The sequence below is a fragment of the Noviherbaspirillum autotrophicum genome (assembly GCF_000818395.1).
Taxonomy (GTDB): domain Bacteria; phylum Pseudomonadota; class Gammaproteobacteria; order Burkholderiales; family Burkholderiaceae_D; genus Noviherbaspirillum; species Noviherbaspirillum autotrophicum.
Map to the genome: position 1 here is coordinate 2,352,830 of NZ_JWJG01000028.1, position 16,025 is coordinate 2,368,854.

12 protein-coding genes and 1 tRNA gene are annotated in these 16,025 nt (G+C 59.6%); 6 read left to right on the forward strand and 7 right to left on the reverse strand.

Annotated elements, in window-relative coordinates; translation table 11 throughout:
- The first annotated feature begins 15 nt into the window (after nt 1-15).
- The 3 genes from TSA66_RS12205 to TSA66_RS12215 are packed head-to-tail and all read left to right on the forward strand — an operon-like array spanning nt 16 to nt 2,093.
- Complete coding sequence (locus tag TSA66_RS12205) at nt 16-678, forward strand: TylF/MycF/NovP-related O-methyltransferase (RefSeq protein WP_040040231.1); 663 nt, start codon at nt 16-18, stop codon at nt 676-678.
- On the forward strand, nt 675-1,286 hold the full coding sequence (locus tag TSA66_RS12210; protein ID WP_040040232.1) for a GNAT family N-acetyltransferase: 612 nt from the start codon (nt 675-677) through the stop codon (nt 1,284-1,286). The genes TSA66_RS12205 and TSA66_RS12210 overlap by 4 nt, the downstream gene beginning before the upstream one ends.
- An 18-nt stretch (nt 1,287-1,304) precedes the next feature.
- Nucleotides 1,305-2,093: a cephalosporin hydroxylase family protein gene (locus TSA66_RS12215; protein WP_040040233.1), complete on the forward strand. Its 789-nt coding sequence runs from the start codon at nt 1,305-1,307 to the stop codon at nt 2,091-2,093.
- A gap of 103 nt (nt 2,094-2,196) precedes the next feature.
- On the opposite strand, the gene TSA66_RS12220 is transcribed toward TSA66_RS12215, so the two are convergent.
- The 4 genes from TSA66_RS12220 to TSA66_RS12235 form a co-directional block, all read right to left on the reverse strand.
- Nucleotides 2,197-3,987 carry an O-linked N-acetylglucosamine transferase family protein gene (locus TSA66_RS12220; RefSeq protein WP_084199542.1) on the reverse strand — a complete coding sequence of 597 codons (1,791 nt, stop codon included), beginning with the start codon at nt 3,985-3,987 and terminating at the stop codon, nt 2,197-2,199.
- A gap of 93 nt (nt 3,988-4,080) precedes the next feature.
- Nucleotides 4,081-5,919, reverse strand: a complete 1,839-nt coding sequence (locus TSA66_RS12225) for a GGDEF domain-containing protein (protein WP_040040234.1) — start codon at nt 5,917-5,919, stop codon at nt 4,081-4,083.
- Nucleotides 5,920-6,025: 106 nt separating this feature from the next.
- Nucleotides 6,026-6,673, reverse strand: coding sequence for a response regulator (locus TSA66_RS12230; RefSeq protein ID WP_040040235.1), 648 nt, complete (start codon nt 6,671-6,673; stop codon nt 6,026-6,028).
- Between the two features lie 18 nt (nt 6,674-6,691).
- Nucleotides 6,692-8,122: a PAS domain-containing sensor histidine kinase gene (locus tag TSA66_RS12235; RefSeq protein WP_040040236.1), complete on the reverse strand. Its 1,431-nt coding sequence runs from the start codon at nt 8,120-8,122 to the stop codon at nt 6,692-6,694.
- A gap of 260 nt (nt 8,123-8,382) precedes the next feature.
- Between TSA66_RS12235 and TSA66_RS12240 the strand changes: the two genes are divergently transcribed.
- Nucleotides 8,383-8,459 (forward strand) — tRNA-Arg (locus tag TSA66_RS12240).
- A gap of 347 nt (nt 8,460-8,806) precedes the next feature.
- The gene (locus TSA66_RS12245; RefSeq protein ID WP_157691672.1) at nt 8,807-9,991 is read left to right on the forward strand and encodes a GGDEF domain-containing protein; all 1,185 of its coding nucleotides are present in this window, start codon (nt 8,807-8,809) and stop codon (nt 9,989-9,991) included.
- Here TSA66_RS12245 and TSA66_RS12250 read toward each other — a convergent pair.
- Entirely contained in the window at nt 9,960-10,484 is a 525-nt protein-coding gene (locus TSA66_RS12250) for a hypothetical protein (RefSeq protein WP_040040237.1), read from the reverse strand. The two genes, TSA66_RS12245 and TSA66_RS12250, sit on opposite strands and share 32 nt — an antisense overlap.
- A gap of 183 nt (nt 10,485-10,667) precedes the next feature.
- Between TSA66_RS12250 and TSA66_RS12255 the strand changes: the two genes are divergently transcribed.
- On the forward strand, nt 10,668-11,087 hold the full coding sequence (locus TSA66_RS12255) for a rhodanese-like domain-containing protein (RefSeq protein WP_157691673.1): 420 nt from the start codon (nt 10,668-10,670) through the stop codon (nt 11,085-11,087).
- A gap of 98 nt (nt 11,088-11,185) precedes the next feature.
- On the opposite strand, the gene TSA66_RS12260 is transcribed toward TSA66_RS12255, so the two are convergent.
- Together TSA66_RS12260 and TSA66_RS12265 are read right to left on the reverse strand one after the other, a co-directional pair.
- On the reverse strand, nt 11,186-11,797 hold the full coding sequence (locus TSA66_RS12260) for a 4'-phosphopantetheinyl transferase family protein (RefSeq protein WP_052452279.1): 612 nt from the start codon (nt 11,795-11,797) through the stop codon (nt 11,186-11,188).
- Nucleotides 11,798-11,808: 11 nt separating this feature from the next.
- Nucleotides 11,809-15,882: a Pls/PosA family non-ribosomal peptide synthetase gene (locus tag TSA66_RS12265; RefSeq protein WP_084199546.1), complete on the reverse strand. Its 4,074-nt coding sequence runs from the start codon at nt 15,880-15,882 to the stop codon at nt 11,809-11,811.
- Nucleotides 15,883-16,025: the final 143 nt, after the last annotated feature.

A 16,025-nucleotide genomic window follows, 5' to 3' on the forward strand; every position in this document is an offset into this window, starting at 1 on the left:
TTGAGGTAGCTAGAAATGAGTATTCCCTACTACGAGCCCACACAGCATGGCGACGTCCTGAGTCGTCTCAATTTGTTCCGCTTTATCCGGGAGCACCTCTATCACAGTGGCGTGTCCAAAGGCACTTATCTCGAGTTTGGTGTTTTCAATGGGGATTCCATGTGGGATGCACATACGACTCTTCGAGGATTTATCAGCCACTACATCGGATTCGACTCCTTTGAAGGACTCCCGCCGTTGAGCCCGGAGGATGCGGCCGCCACCAAAATGATGCCGAACTGGAACGAAGGCACAGTTCGGGGTGGCAGCCGGCAACAGGTCTGGAACCATCTGGTCACCAAGGGAATTCCGAAAGAGCAACTGTCGCTTCATGAGGGCTTTTATGAGGACAGTCTGCCGAAGATCGAACGACAGAAGCTGACCGAACTGGGGCCGTGCCATGTCTGTCTCGTTGACTGCGATCTCTACTCGTCGTCGAAGCTGGTATTTGATTTCATCGAGCCCCTTCTGACCGAGGGAACCTGGCTTTTGCTGGATGATTACTTCTGCTATAGGGGATCGCCGAAGCATGGTCAACGGCGCGCTTTTAACGAATGGTTGAAGACGTCGCGGTGGGACGTTACCGAGTGGGGGGGATTTCGGGGATGGGGCAAGGCGTTCCTGGTCCATGAGAAATGACGGTGGAACCGATCGCGAGCGCTTCCCTGCGCCAGCGCCTTGGCGAGGGATGGGATGCCGAAATCACAGGGCAGAGCGGCGATGTCTTGGGGCACCTCAGAGTGCTGGGGCCTGACGATGAGGATGTGCAGGATATTAACGCTACTCTCGTGACAACGCTTTGCGCCTGGCGGAATCAGTATGCACAGTATTTTTTTGACAGCAGCGAGGTCACGCCGGCCTCCACCATGCACTGGCTACAGGGGCTGATGCGATCCACTGACCGCCTGTTCTTTGTTGTAAGCGATCCAGATGGTCGGCTTGTCGCTCAGTATGGTCTGCGCGAGATCAGTGCGGGCATCGTCGAACTCGACAATGGCATTCTTGGGGTGCGGGGCGGATCTCCCGATCTGTATCTCCGGATTCAGCAAAAGATTCTTGGCCTCTGCAAGACCAAGCTTGGATACGCTTTCGCCAGAGCACAGGTGCTTGCTGATAATTTGCCGGCACTGTTCTTGCACAAACGCTGCGGGCTGCGACTGGTTCAGAAAATTAGTGGCGCACAGTCGCCTGCCGGACGTGATGTTTTTGTGATGGAAATCGCGTTGCGCGATACCTGTTCCTATTGACCTAACCTGAAAAACGACATGACCAAACTCGACCCCGCGCAGTCCTTTGCTAAGCAGTGCGACGAAGAAATCGCAGCGATGGGCACTGATATCCCGCTTCAGCGGCAGGCGCTTGATTGGGCGATGAATGCTGCCCGCCACAAGTATGTGTTCCACTTTGCCTGGATGGGGCGTCCGATTATTCAGTACCCTCAGGATCTCGTTGCGATGCAGGAACTAATCTGGCAGATCAAGCCTGACCTGATTATTGAAACCGGCATTGCCCACGGCGGATCGCTGATGTTCAGCGCTTCCATGCTGGCCCTGCTGGACATGTCTGATGCGATCGAGTCGGGAATTTCCTTGGATCCGAGGCAGTCCCGGCGCCTCGTTGTCGGTGTTGATATCGACATTCGGGAACACAACCGACAGGCGATCGAATGCCATCCAATGGCGTCCCGCATCCGGATGATTCAAGGGTCGAGTATCGAGCCGGACATCGTGTCGCAGGTAAAGGACATTGCGAAGGACTACGAGCGCGTTCTGGTTTGCCTTGACTCCAATCACACCCACGATCATGTCCTGTCCGAGTTGAATGCCTATGCCCAGCTTGTGACGAAGGAAAGCTATTGCGTGGTCTTCGATACCGTTGTGGAGGACATGCCGCCCGACAGCTTCCCAGACCGCTCATGGGGGCCGGGCAACAATCCCAAGACTGCGGTATGGGAGTATCTCAATATGCATCCTGAGTTCAAGATCGACAAGAGCATTCAACACAAACTCGTGCTTACGGTAGCTCCGGACGGATTCTTGAAACGAGTCGCCTGAGAACATCCAACACCTGGAGCGTGCGGCTAGTGGATGCATGAACGTAAGGGGGAAGCGCAGTAGCGTGTCGATATCGACTCTTAGCACACTATCAGGTGGTGATTTAGTTGCATCTTGTGGTCCACATCCTTCGGTAGGCCTGTTCCAGCTCTGCGGTAAAACACTGGGCATTCATGAGAGGCGTTGCACGCAGGCGTTTGCGCAAGATCGCACGAAGGGAATGCAGCTGATTTGGGGCACGAGCCAAGGTATGCGCTATATCCACATACTCCTGTTCGGTTTGTGCCACTAACTCAGATAATCCGGCATTGAGCAGTGTTGTCACCCCCATTCGGGATGTGAAATGCAGCCCCGCCAGAGTGACCAGAGGTACACCCATCCAAAGTGTGTCAAGACTTGTGGTGTGCCCGTTGAACGGGAAGGGATCGAGAGCGATATCGATGGTGTTGTACAGGGCGAGATGATTTTCCCGTACCGGTGCCATTAGGATGAGTCTTTCGGATGCGACGCCCTGGCGCGCAAACCGGCTCTCAACCTCGGCCCGTACATGCCCATCGTCAATGCCGAAGATTACGAGAGCCAGGCGCGCGTCGGGAATTCGGGCCAGCAATTTTGCCCACAATTCGATAACGTGATCTGTTACCTTCCCGAAATTATTAAAGCAGCCGAACGTCACATAACCATTTTCCTCTAGCGGCGCGCGGTCCGGGACGGACGGGCTATCCTGCGGTGCGGCATAACAAAAGAAAGCTTGTGGCAAACGCCACAATTGCTCGCTGTTGTACTGCTCGGTGAGGCCCGGCGGCTCGGCATAACTGTCGGTGATGCGGAAATCGATCCCCGACAGGCCGGTACTAAAGGGATAACCGAGGTAGGCAACCTGCACGGGGGCTGGCTTGCGAGCAAACGTAAGGAGACGGTTATCACCGGTGTGACCGGCCAGATCGATCAGAAGATCGATGCCGTCCACGCGGATGCGCTCGGCAAGCGCCTCGTCCGACAAATGTTTACATGGTATCCAGTGCTCTACAATTTCCTGGAGGCGGAGGGTCGTCGCATCGACGTAATTGTGGTTGTAATAGCAAAAGACTTCGAACTGCGTCGTATCATGGCTGGCAAGCACCGGCTCAATGAACGTCGCGACCGGATGACTGCGGAAATCCGGCGACACGTAACCAATTCGCAAGCGCTTGTGCGGATCGCGAACATTCTCGTGTGCACGCCAAGCTGATCGCAGCGGTGTTTCAAACTGGTGCGCAAAGCGCCGGTGCTCGGCAAAGACTTCTGCGGGTGTATACCGGCCAGAATACAGCATTGCAAGCAACATGCTGTTATGGGTTTCCGCATCATCGGGATTGAGTGCAAGCGCTTTCCGATAGCAAGCAATGGCTTCGTCCGGTTTGCCTTGACGATGAAATGCAATGCCTTGATTGCAATACGCTTCGGCAAAATCCGGCCTGCTGGCAAGCGCTCGTTCAAAGCATGCCATGGCTTCGTCCAACTTGCCTTGTTCCTTGAGTTCGATCCCCAGGTTGTTATTTGCTTCGGCAAAATCTGGCCGCAGCAGAAGCGCCGTCTGATAGCAGGTGATAGCGTCGTGCGAATTGCCCTTGGCTGCGAAGACAAGCCCCATATTGCTATGGGCGTCAGCAAAGTCCGGCTTGAGCGCTAGGGCATTCAGATAGCAGGCCAAGGCTTCGTCCAGCCTGCCTTGATTGGCAAGTTCTACTCCCAAATTGTTAAAGGACGCGGGATCATTCGGCGGCTCGTATTGTTCCGCGAAAGCGTTGGAAGCGATGTTTGACGCGTCCATATCGGCGTGTACCTTGTCGGCCATTGAATTTAACGAGGTGATTGGGCCATCAGGGGGCGCATGGTCCTGTTGTCGTGTCATGTGGAAGATCTCATGTCCGGAGTGAGCGGCGAAGGTTCAATATTGAAGACGCCTGCCACAAATCGAAACCATGAATAAAGCAAATTTGTATTGTCAATCGGCCGGAATAACCCGGTTTTTTCCCGCCTTCTTCGCCTTGTAAAGCGCCGCGTCGGCCCGCTCGATCAGCGTCGTCTGTCCTTCCTTATCGCGCCACAACGCTACGCCGGAACTGAACGTAATCAGCAGCCGCTGATTGTCATGCATGAAAATCTGCTTGGTCAGTTCCCTCTGTATGCGTGTAACGGTCTGTACCGCTTCGTCCAGTTCCGTATGCGGCAACACGATCAGGAATTCCTCGCCACCGAAGCGGGCGATAACGTCCATTGCGCGAAGCGTATCCTTGACCACCTTCACCAGGTGCACCAGCGCGCCGTCGCCGGCGCTATGTCCGTGCGTGTCGTTGAGCTTCTTGAAATTGTCCAGATCGAGTAGCGCCACGCACAATGGCGACTTCTTGCGTTCCGCGCGCGCCATTTCGCGTTCCAGCACTTCATCCAACCCGCGCCGGTTCAGGCTGCCGGTCAGCTGGTCTTCGTGCGCCAGTTCACTCATCTGCACCAGCTGAACTTCCAGTTCGTGTATCCGGGTTTCTGCCGCCTGCACTTCCTGACGCGCCGCTACCACATCATCGTGAGAGCGCTGTGCCTCGATCTGCGCGATGCGGGTGTCATGCATCACATGATCGATAATGCTATTGAGCTCCGCGGCGCCTTTCGCCGCGCTGATTTTTTTCGAATAGATTTCGATTTTCTTGTGATATTCGTCGGTAGTTGAGGCAGCAGTGCCGAGCCGGTCGATCACGGTGAGCACCATGTCTTTGACATGGGTTTTGGCTTCGGCCAAGCTGTGCTTGAGCAAGCTTTGCTTGTAGATGACTTCCTTCAGGCTGCTGGTCGCATCCACCAGTGTGGCGTAATTGATGGTGCCGGCAAGGATCTCCTGCACATTGGCGATTTGCCCGGACAGCCATGAATCGTCTTCCACCAATTCGCCGATATTTTCGATCAGCAGCCGGAACAGGCGCAAAAGCAGTTCGCGTTCCTCTGCCATGTCACCGCTTTTCATTTCGACCTTAAAGCAGAAATGCTTGAAGCGCGGTTCCAGCTCGGTTAGCGCGGCTCGGCTGCGCGTGCTGCCGATCGCCATGGCCAGCGCTTCCGACTCCCTGGTGAGTTCCGGCGCGCCTTGCAGCAGGGCGGGAATGGGGAGCGTCAGGGCACGGACCAGCATCTCGCGCAGCGTGCGCGTCATTTGAGTGTCGTTGAAGTGAAGCTCGGGTGTGCCGGGTACTTGTTCGGCGTCGTCTGGTTCCTGCAATGGTTTTTCGTCTACGAGCGAAATCGCCGCAGGTCTTGTGCGAGCGGGGCCGGGCTCGTCGACCAGCGGAATGTCGATTTTTCTCGCCTGCAGTGGCTTGATATCATCAACCAGCGGGATGGATAGTTTGGGACGCGGTACCGGCTCGACATCTTCGGCCAAAGAAATGCCGACTTTGGATGCAGGCGTGGCCTCGTCCTTCACATCCATCGACGGCTTGTCAGTGACTTGTCTGGGCGGCGTTTCACAGCGGACGTTGTCCTGCTGAGGAATCAGGTGTTTTGCGATAAGCTGGTCGAGCTGTTTGCCATAGCTGTCCCAGTCGCGTGTTTTCAGTGCGTCCGCAAAGCGATGGGCAAGCAGGGGGAGTTCGCCCGGCGCCTTGGCCAGTTTTGCCGCCAGGTCGGCCAGTATCGTTTCGGCCGGCGAGCGTTCATGCACGCCGGCGACTTCGTCATACACTTCCCGATACGCTTCCGGCGTCGGCGCAATGCGGCGCGCCGCAAGACGGCGAAAGGCTTCGCGGGCGATGTCGGCGGGATGTTGTTCTGGTTTTGTCGGCTTGTCTGCCATGAAGACGATCGTCACCGTTCATGAATGAGCATCGGCCCCATGATAAACGCTTGCTCCCGACGCTAACCGACCGATTAGCGGCTGAAACGCTTGCCAGTTCCGGATTTCATTCCACCAGATGGTTCTTGATCGCGTAGTGCGTCAGTTCCGCGTTATGCCGCAATTTCATTTTTTGCAACAGGCGAGTGCGATACATGCTGATCGTCTTGACGGATAGTGACAGCTCGAGCGCGATATCGCTGACGGTCTTGCCCGAGGCGATCATGATCAGGGTCTGGTATTCGCGGTCCGACAGGGTTTCGTGCGGCGGCACGTTGCGATCGTCGCCGATTTGGTTGGCGAGTTCCTGCGCCAGCGCCGGGCTGATGTACTTGCGCCCGGACGCGACTTGACGAATGGCGTCGACCAGTTCGGCCGGCGCGCTCTGCTTGTTCAGGTACCCGGCGGCGCCGGCCTTGAGCGAGCGGATCGCGTACTGATCTTCGCGGTGCATCGACAGCACCAGCACCGCGAGCCCGGGCGCTTCCTTCTTGATCAGCTTAAGCACTTCGATGCCATTCTTGTCCGGCATCGAAATGTCCAGCAGCAGGATATGGGCGTCGACACTGCGTACCAGCTTGACGGCATCGTTGCCGTTCTCGGCGGCGCCGGCCACGACCATATCCCGGGTATCGGCAAGGATTTGTTTCAACCCCTCGCGCACGATGGCGTGGTCGTCGGCGATCAGGACCTTTATGGTTTCTTTGGCTGTCATGACATGATTCTTACATGGTTATTCCGAGAGCGGAATCCTGATCTCGACCACAGTTCCTCCCGCTGGGCCATCGGATACGAACAACTGGCCGCCCAGCGCGCTGGCGCGCTCCGCCATGCCGCGGATGCCGAAGGATTGCGGCTTGAGCCGGTCTGCTGGAGAGATTCCCGTGCCGTCGTCGGCGATCTCCATGCAAACGCTGCGGTTGCTGCGCACCAGTCGTACCGAAACGCGGGTCGCACCGGCATGCTTGCCGATATTGGTCAGGGCTTCCTGGAAAATGCGGAACAGCGCGGTGGCGCGGTCCGGAGGCAGGGTGATTTCTTTCTTGTTGGACGAGAATTTGCACGGGATGCCGAGCTGCTTTTCGAACTCGCGTGCCTGCCATTCGATGGCCGCGACCAGCCCGAAGTCGAGCAGGCTGGGGCGAAGGTCGGCGGAAATGCGGTGCGCAGCTTCAATGGTGCGGTCGACCAGTTCTTCGACATAGGTGGCTTTCCCCGTCAGCACGGCATCATCCGGGGGCAGCCTGTTCTTTACCAGCGCCAGCGCCATTTTGATCGCCGTAAGGTTGCCGCCGAGGTCGTCATGGATTTCGCGCGCGATCCGCTGGCGCTCCTCTTCCTTCACCTTGTCGATGTGTGCCGACAATTCCGCCAACTGGGCGCGCGAGCGCCTGATCTCGGCCTGTTCCTGCTTGCTCTGCGTGATGTTTGTCATGAAGCCTTCCCACTGCACGCCATCCGGCAGCAGGCGCGGCGTGGAGCGCAGGTTGATCCACTTGATGTCTTTCCACTTTTCGATCCGGATGCGTCCTTCCCAGTTCCATTGCTTCATCGATGCCGCCGAGGCCGCCATCGATTCGAAGCAGGATGGGCTATCCTCTGGCAGGATCAGGTCGAAAAACAATGCTGAGTCGGCGCGCAGGCGTTCTGCCCCGATTCCGAGCAGGGCATGGCAGCCGGCGCTCACGTAGGGAAACGATATGCCGCCGTCAGGTCGTTGCAGTATCTGGAAAAACAGTCCGGGCGCATGCGATGCGATCGCGCGAAAGCGCGCCTCACTGCTATGCAACGCCTGCGCCGAGTCGCGGCGCGCGCTGACATCGTTGCCAATAGCGATATATACCGGTGATGCGCCGATGGCATGGCAGAACAAGCGCAATTCAACCGGATAGGTGGTGCCGTCCTTGCGTGTAAAAGAAGTGTCGAGCGAGGTCGGTTTCGCCTGCCTATGCGCTAAGGGGAGCAGGGCGCGCTGCAACGTGTCATCTGGAAGACAGCGCGCCACGTCGCGCAGCGTCATGCTCGCCAGTTCATGCGCGGTGTAGCCGAGATTCCTGCGCGCCGCCTTGTTGACCTGCACAAAATGCAGCGTGGCGCAGTCCGCGATGTAGATTTCGCTGAACGAGCCCTGCATGATTATTGGCAGCCATTCCGCTCGCATCATCTCGACTGGGTTTCCTTGTTTTTCCGTCAACGCAGTGTATGGCACCACATTGCCGCGTTAATGATTACCGGGACGGCACATTATATGTTTCCCTGAGCAATTTTCAGACGGTGAGAGCGAAAACGGGGGGCGAGAAGGACAAGTGTGGAAGTGCGCGCAGGTATGTCAGCGGAATAAAAATATAAAACAGGCAAGCCGATCACGCGGCAGGCGAAAGGACTTCCAAAATGTAATGAATGGGTGCTATAATTTTGTCTTTCGCGGCTGTAGCTCAGCTGGATAGAGTACTTGGCTACGAACCAAGGGGTCGTGGGTTCGATTCCTGCCAGCCGCACCATTATACGAGGGGTCAGATCGCAAGGTCTGATCCCTTTTTGGTTTTTATCTGCCGTTCTTCCACATTTCCATCCTGCCGTAAGGGATGCGACGACCTTGGTGCTTGCTGCTCCCTGCAGCGTCCGGGCACATGCTCTCGGTGCTTTTTTTAACATCGCCGGCCTCATCCCCTCGTATATGGGATAACGATATGGCGTGTGACGTGTCAATATTTCGCCAGGGAAACATTTTCATCCTGAACCAGGATGAAACCGGCCGTCATGCCTTCAAAAGGGGACCATGACGGCCGTAAATCCAGTTATAACCATCAGAAAATATGGGAGACGCACCATGGACTCCGTTCAGCGCATGGTGGAACAATTCGGCGGGAATGACGCCAAGATGCGCCGGCTCGTGATGTATTGGGGCGCAACCGTACTTCTGTATCTGCTTTGCCTTTCAATCCTGTGGGTGGAGGTCGAGTCCGGGGCCGCGGCGCGGCGTCCGGTATGGTGGCTGACGGTGCTGGCCGTTGCCGGGCATTTGCTTTTTTATGGACTTATCCGGCTGAGCAAATACCTGAATCTGACGCCGGCCCAGCTATCGGTATATCAGGGACGTTTTGCGATTTTTTGCACGGTGGCCGGATATTCGATGATGGGGCCGTTGCGCGGAGCGTCGCTCGTCATCCTCCTGGTCATCCTGGTTTTTTGCGCCTTTACGCTGGAAGCGAAAAAGACACATTCCCTTTGCGTATTTGCCATCATCCTTCTTGGCTGCACGATGGCCTCGATGAAATACACCGTTCCCCAGCTATTCAATGCAAAAACCGAGCTGATCCACTTCACTCTCAGTGGGTCGGCGCTCTTGGTGGTGGCTTTACTGACCGGCCAACTGAGCGAGCTGCGTGCGAGGCTGAAAGCGCAAAAGGCGGAGTTGATCGAGGCGCTGGCGCATATCCAGCTGCTTGCCGAGCGCGACGACCTGACATTGCTTCCCAACAGGCGTTACATGAGCGATCTTCTCGGGCGGGAGGAGTGCCGGCGAAAAAATGACAGCGGCGCGGCCTGCCTGGTGATGCTGGATATCGACTGGTTCAAGAAGATCAATGACACGTACGGACATTTCGCCGGAGACGATGTCCTGCGCAGGTTTGCCGAAGAGGGGCGTCTTCAGCTGAGAAGCGACGATGTGCTCGCACGCTGGGGCGGTGAAGAATTCCTGCTGTATCTGCGTGAAACGCGGCTGGAGGTCGCGCGGACGGTGATCGAGCGATTGCGGGAGCAGATCGCGTCCTTGCGTTTCGATTGCTGCGGTGCCCATTTTGGCGTCACTTTTTCAGCAGGGCTGATCGAGCTGTTGCCGGATGAGCCGATGGATGCCGGCATCCGACGCGCCGATGCACTGTTGTATCGGGCAAAAGCGGAAGGCCGCAACCGCGTACTTGCGGAGCATGCTGTTGCCGCCAAGCGGGAGATGCCCGCAACGTGCGCGCCTGGAAGTCCGGCGGCGGCGCGGGGAATTATCGAATGCGCTGGCGGCCTCGCGCCATGAAGCGTTGCAGCAGGGCGCTGACTGTGGCGCGTATCTGGCGGCTTTTCAGCTTGTCGAGATAGCTGCAGGTCGACATCAGCAGCACGTTTTCCGGCAAGTTCTTCAGGAAATGCGCATGCCCGGCGCTGGCATCGTCGAGCAAGAGAATCACCGCGTCGGCCCCGCGCGCCAGTTCGCGTCCGAGGATTTCAGCAGCCGCGTGTTCGTTATGGCTGCGGGTGGCCGTGCCGTCGGCAGCATGCCGCAGCACGATGAACTCTTCCAGTTCTTCCGTGCACAGTACGGATACGTTGCGGCCGTCGTTGTTCCGGATCCACTCCAGCGCATCCGGAGCACCTGGAATTTCCACGTGGGCGACGAGGTCATGGCGCACCATGTCCGGAATCAGAACGCGCATTGCCGGCGCCAGGGTCAGCAGGGTGTCGAGCTCGTCCGCCATAGCCAGATCGATGAGCGGGCGGGAATCGGTAATGATCAATGAAGTCGTGTCCATGGCGTCCGGTCTGGCAATGAATCAGCAGTTGATATACTGTTTATTTGTACAGTATATGCCAATCGCTATGAAATACCAGAGTATTTCTTACACAAAATGCCTGCCGGAGAAGAAGGAATCGATGGCCGCCGCGGCGATACAATCGCCTGTATGCATTTCTTCAATTTGTGTCAGGAAAGCCAAATGCGTCTTTTGCAAAACATTCTCCTTCGCGGCGCCATTGCCGTCGCGATTTCGACCGCGTCAGGCACGCACCTGCCGGTATACGCCGCCGAACCGGCTTTCGCCACGATCGACGTGCAGCAGGGACGCGCCTTGAAAGAGCAAGGCGTCCTCCTGCTGGACGTGCGCGAGCCGGCCGAATATGAAGAGGTGCATGCGCCAGGCAGCACCTTGGTGCCGCTGAGCGAACTTCCGTCGCGTTTGCAGGAATTGCGCAGCCACCTATTGAAGCCGGTCGCCGTCATCTGCCGCTCCGGCCGGCGCTCCGCGCGGGCGGCAGAGATCATGGCCCGGGCCGGATTCACCAACGTCTATAACGTGCAGGGCGGCATGAATGCATGGGAAGCAGCAAATCTGCCAGTGATCAAGGGCGTCCGGTGAGATTGATTGCTCTGGCTTGCTGAGCCGCGAAGCGTCTTCATGGCGTCAGGCGGTCTGCGGCCTTGGTCGTACGCGCGTCGATTGGCACAGCTGGCGCGTCAGGAAGGCAAGGCTAGCGCGGCGACGAAGCCGTGCGGTACATCGAGATCGAGCACCCGGCAGCGCTCTAGCAGGTGCTCCAGCTCCGGGCTCCATTCCTGTAAATGCATGCCGTGGCATTTCAGCCCGGCTTCCAGGCGCGTCCATGCGCGTGCGAATGCGTACGATTGAGCGGCTGCCGGCAGCGCGCCGATGACAGCCGCCGCCTGCGGCCCAAGGTAGTCGCGTGCCACCGCTTCCCGGTCGGACGCCGTGAGTTCACTCTCATCCACCCGCATCAGGTCGATGCCCACTGCGCCGCGCGCATGGATGGCGGCCAGCGAAAGACCGGGTTCATGGCTGAGCGACAAGCCGATGCGCGATTCCGGCAGGTCAAGCCGCAGCGGCTGCCCCGGGACTGCAATCAGCGGAATGTCGCGCGGGGGGCGATCGAGAAGGATGCCTAGTGCGTCGCGCAAGGCCGAGCGCGCCAGGGCGCGCGCGCCGTCGCGGATCGGGGTGTCGGGCGTGGCAACCGACAGGACCAGCGGAGTGTCTTTTTGGCGCAGCGCCGCGATGTCCAGTGTGCCGGGGCCGGCCCAATGCTGCACCGCCAGCGCGGTGCGCTGCATCCGATCCACGCCTAGCCGCGCGCTGGCGCTGCCGGGCAGCCGCGCCAGCTTGATCCGGCCGGAATGAATTCGCCCTTCATCACCAGTGTCAAGGCGCCGATTTTCGCGCCGTCGGCGACATGGGCGCTGAACAGTACCGCGCTGCGCGGGCCCAGGTAGACGCCCTTGCCGATCTTGACCTGGTCGATCTTCATGACGCGGTCTTCGAACAGGTGGGTCTGCGGGCAGGCCAGAGCATTGATTTCGCTGTAGTCGCCGATACTCACGCAGTCGAATTCGGTGATGTCGGTGGTATCCATGTACACGCCGCGCCCGATGCGGCAGCCGAACAGGTTCAGGGCCACCGGCAGCATCGGCGTGCCGCGCAGGTAGCGCATGAAGTTGGGAACGGTAATGCCTTCGTACATGTTGGTCACCGCTTCCGACAGCCACACGAACTTTGTCCACATCGGCTTGGTGCAGGCCTTGTAGCGGAACAGCAGCAGCCACTTGAGGCCGGCGACGAACAGCAGGGTGCCGATGCCGAACAACAGGCCGGCAATGGCTAGCTGCAGGATCACGTCTTGCCAGCGGCCGGCGCCGGCGACCGACATCACGTTCAGCACCACGGTGTAACCGACAGCCGTCACGATGGCGTGCGGCGCGACGATGCGGAAGGCTTCGATCACGCCACGGCAGATGCGGCGCAGCAGCGATGGACGGAAGGTGAGCGAATCCGGGAAGCCGCTCAGCTGTTCGCGCGCCGGCAGGTTGATCGGCGGCGAGCCGAGCCAGGTGTCGCCCTCGCGCATCTGGTCATTGCGCGGCGTGCGAGTATGCACCCCGATCAATGCGTTTTCAGGCAGCACGGTGCCGTCCGGGACATAAGCGCCGTTGCCGACGAAGCTGCGCCGCGAGATCACGGTGGGCTGCACCGACATCCAGCCGCCGTCGATCTGTTCGTCGCCCAGCATCACCGCGTCGGCGATGAAGGTTTCGTCGCCCAGCGTGAGCATGTCGGGTACCACGCCCAGCGCGGAGGAAATCTCGGCATTGCGGCCGACCTTGGCGCCCAGCAGGCGGTACCAGAACGGCGCATAGATCGTCGCATACACGCCGTGCAGAATGTTCAGGCTGGATTCCTGGATCTGGTTCACCAGCCATTTTCCGCAGTAGACCGCGCTGTGTACCGGCCAGGAGCCGGGTTTCATGCGCGGCAGGACACTCCAGCGGATGCCGGCCGAAATCAGCGCGGTACACACGATCAGCAGCGCCGACGCCGGCAGCGCGAGCACGAAATACTTCACCAGCAGCAGCGACGGTGCGCTGGTCTGCATCCAGGGGAAGTGATCCGGGTCGGATAACCAGTCGATCAGCATGAAGCTCGGGAACACCGGCAGGAAGAACAGCGCGGCGATCGCCAGTGCACCCAGGAAGAAGAATGCCGCTTCACCTGCCAGGCGCAGGCGCGAGACGGCCGGCCGCGCAGGCAGCGAGGCCGGGTCGAAGCTGCCGCTGTCGCGTGCCGGTGAGCCGCTCCAGATGCGGGATGCGGGCACGCGCATGCCGTCGACGAGCGCCGACTGGCCTTCCAGGTGGCCGCGTTTTTCAATGGCGGTATTACCTTCGAGGACCGCATACGAGCCGACATAGGAATCGTCGCCGAGCGAGATGGTGCCGAGCCGCAGTTCGCCATCCTGCACGCGCGCATTCTCGAAGTTGACGGCATTGCCGATGCTGACGCCGTCGCCGATGGACAGCAGATCGGGGGCGCGCAGGGTGATCGAACCGATCAGCACCTCGCGTCCGATGTCGGCGCCCAGCGCGCGCAGCCACCATGTATAGAGCGACGAACCGCCCAGCAAGTAGGTCGGCGCCGCCTCGACCAGCCGGTCGGCCAGCCACCAGCGGTAATACGTCACGCCCCACAGCGGATAGCGGCCTGCCTTGAGCCTGCCGGCGATGAGCCATTTGCCGGCGATGGCGATGGCGAATTCCAGCAGCGTGGCGAGCAGGAACACGCCGACCGAAGCGGCAATGGCGCGCGGAATCGAGTCACCCGGGTCGCCGGTGAAGAAGTGATAGGTAAAGAACGGCGCCAGCCACTGGCCCATGCGGATCGTAATCAGCAGTGGCACCGCCGCGGCCTGGGCCGCGCCGCACATCCAGCGCTTCAGGGTGGAGGGGCGCGCAGCCGGGGCGGCCGCCTCGGTAGCACCTCCGGCGGCTGTTTCCGGTGCCAGTTCAATGGCTTGCGCGATGCAGCCAATGCGGCGGTTCTGATAAATGTCGCGCACCGTGACGTGGGTGAAGCCGGGATGCGCGCGCAATGCCGACGCCAGGCGCGCCGCGAACAGCGAATGACCGCCCAGGTCCGAGAAGAAATCCGCATCGCGCCGGATCGGCTGACCGGGGAAAAGGCTCGCCAATGCGGCAAACAGCGCTTCCTCGGCCGGTGTCTGCGGCGTGTCCGAGCCATCAGCAGCCGTGGCAACGGCCAGCGGGCGCGCCTTGAGTACTTTGCGGTCGATCTTGCCAGAGATAAGGCGCGGCATTTCGTCCAGCATTTCGAAGTGCCCGGGCACCATGTAGGGCGGCAGGCACTCGGCCAGCGCGCCGCGCAGGTCGGCGGCGGACAGGCGGGCGCCGCCTTCCGGCACGATGAAGGCGATCAGCTGCTCGATGCCGTCATCCTTGCGCAGCACGACCGCTGCCGTGCCGACGCCGGGCTGGCGTGCGAGCACTGCTTCGATTTCGCCGAGTTCGACGCGAAAGCCGCGGATCTTGACCTGGTCGTCGGTGCGCCCCAGGCATTGCACGCGGCCGTCGGCGTCGATGCGCGCCAGGTCGCCGGTGCGGTACAGCCGGGCATGGTGACGGCTGCCGCCGGCCCACGGATTGGGCAGGAATTTTTCGGCGGTCAGGTCGGGGCGGCCGAGATAGCCGAGCGCCACGCCGGGGCCGGTGATGCACAGCTCCCCGGTGTCGCCGCGATTCTGCAGTTTCATGCCGTTTTCGGTTGCGGGATCGATCACCAGCAAGCCGTAGTTGGGCAGCGGGCATCCGATGGTCACCGGTTCGTTCGCATGCAGTTCCGCCATGCTGGCCGATACCGTCGCTTCGGTCGGGCCGTAGCTGTTGAATACCTGGCGGCCAGGGCGTGTCCAGCGCGCCACCAGCGCCTCGGGGCACATTTCGCCGCCCAGGTTGATCAGGCGCAGGCTCGGCACATCCTGCTCGAACAGCGCCAGCAGCGTCGGCACCGCGTGCAGCACCGTGACATGGTGTTTTGCCAGTGCCAGCGGCAGCGCTTCTGGGTCGGTCGCCAGTTCCTTGGGCGCAATCCACAGTGTCGCACCCACCAGGTAGCTGATCCAGATTTCCTCGAACGACATGTCGAAGGCGACCGAAAATCCCTGGTAGACCAGGTCGGTGCCACGGATGCCAAGCACGCTGTTTTCACTGCGCAGAAAATGGCAGATCGCGCCTTGGCTGATTTCGATGCCCTTGGGCTTGCCAGTCGATCCGGACGTGTAAATGACATAGGCCGGATGCGACGGCGATACTTCGGCGCGGCGCAATGTGGGACCTGACAACGGCTCGGAAAGCCATTCGGCGGCCCAGGTTGTGCAGCCGATTTCCGATAGTTGCGATGCGAATTGCGCGCAGGTGACGATGCCGGGCGCCGATGCGTCTTCCAGGCAGACGGCAATGCGGTCGACCGGCGTATCCGCGTCAAATGGCAGCCAGGCGGCGCCAGTCTTGGCGATGCCGGCTTGCATGACCAGCAAGTCGATGCCGCGCGGCAGCCACAATCCGATGATTTGGCCCGGGCGCACACCGGCTTCAATCAGCTTCGAAGCCACCGTATCGGCACGTTTGTTCAGTTCGCGATAGGTGAGGTTGCGGTCCTCGTAAATCAGTGCGGGCTGGTCAGGCACCCTGGCAGCGGTCGCTTCCAGCAGGTCGGCGAGCACTTCTTCGCGGATCAGATCCGGACGGATCGGTCCGAGCAGGATTGGTTGGTCGCAGGCGGGCTCGCGGACCGGCAGGTCAGCGGATGGAGAAATTGCGGACGGCGCGTCGTCGGCGAAAGCGGAAATCATGGAGAGGGAGTTCGATTAATCTGCGTATAGTAGCGCTGCAGACCCGATTGGGTTGACATACGGCACGAATTTTTTGCGGACGCTGTCTCTCTTTTAGTGCAAAACATAGTCATTTATTAACGAATGCATTGCTTTTAAGGCAA

Bases quoted from the DNA above. Each gene is read 5' to 3' on its own strand.
- TSA66_RS12205 (WP_040040231.1), top strand. From the start codon at position 16: ATGAGTATTCCCTACTACGAGCCCACACAGCATGGCGACGTCCTGAGT.
- TSA66_RS12210 (WP_040040232.1), top strand. From the start codon at position 675: ATGACGGTGGAACCGATCGCGAGCGCTTCCCTGCGCCAGCGCCTTGGC.
- TSA66_RS12215 (WP_040040233.1), top strand. From the start codon at position 1,305: ATGACCAAACTCGACCCCGCGCAGTCCTTTGCTAAGCAGTGCGACGAA.
- TSA66_RS12220 (WP_084199542.1), bottom strand. From the start codon at position 3,987: ATGACACGACAACAGGACCATGCGCCCCCTGATGGCCCAATCACCTCG.
- TSA66_RS12225 (WP_040040234.1), bottom strand. From the start codon at position 5,919: ATGGCAGACAAGCCGACAAAACCAGAACAACATCCCGCCGACATCGCC.
- TSA66_RS12230 (WP_040040235.1), bottom strand. From the start codon at position 6,673: ATGACAGCCAAAGAAACCATAAAGGTCCTGATCGCCGACGACCACGCC.
- TSA66_RS12235 (WP_040040236.1), bottom strand. From the start codon at position 8,122: ATGATGCGAGCGGAATGGCTGCCAATAATCATGCAGGGCTCGTTCAGC.
- TSA66_RS12245 (WP_157691672.1), top strand. From the start codon at position 8,807: ATGGTGGAACAATTCGGCGGGAATGACGCCAAGATGCGCCGGCTCGTG.
- TSA66_RS12250 (WP_040040237.1), bottom strand. From the start codon at position 10,484: ATGGACACGACTTCATTGATCATTACCGATTCCCGCCCGCTCATCGAT.
- TSA66_RS12255 (WP_157691673.1), top strand. From the start codon at position 10,668: ATGCGTCTTTTGCAAAACATTCTCCTTCGCGGCGCCATTGCCGTCGCG.
- TSA66_RS12260 (WP_052452279.1), bottom strand. From the start codon at position 11,797: ATGCAGCGCACCGCGCTGGCGGTGCAGCATTGGGCCGGCCCCGGCACA.
- TSA66_RS12265 (WP_084199546.1), bottom strand. From the start codon at position 15,882: ATGATTTCCGCTTTCGCCGACGACGCGCCGTCCGCAATTTCTCCATCC.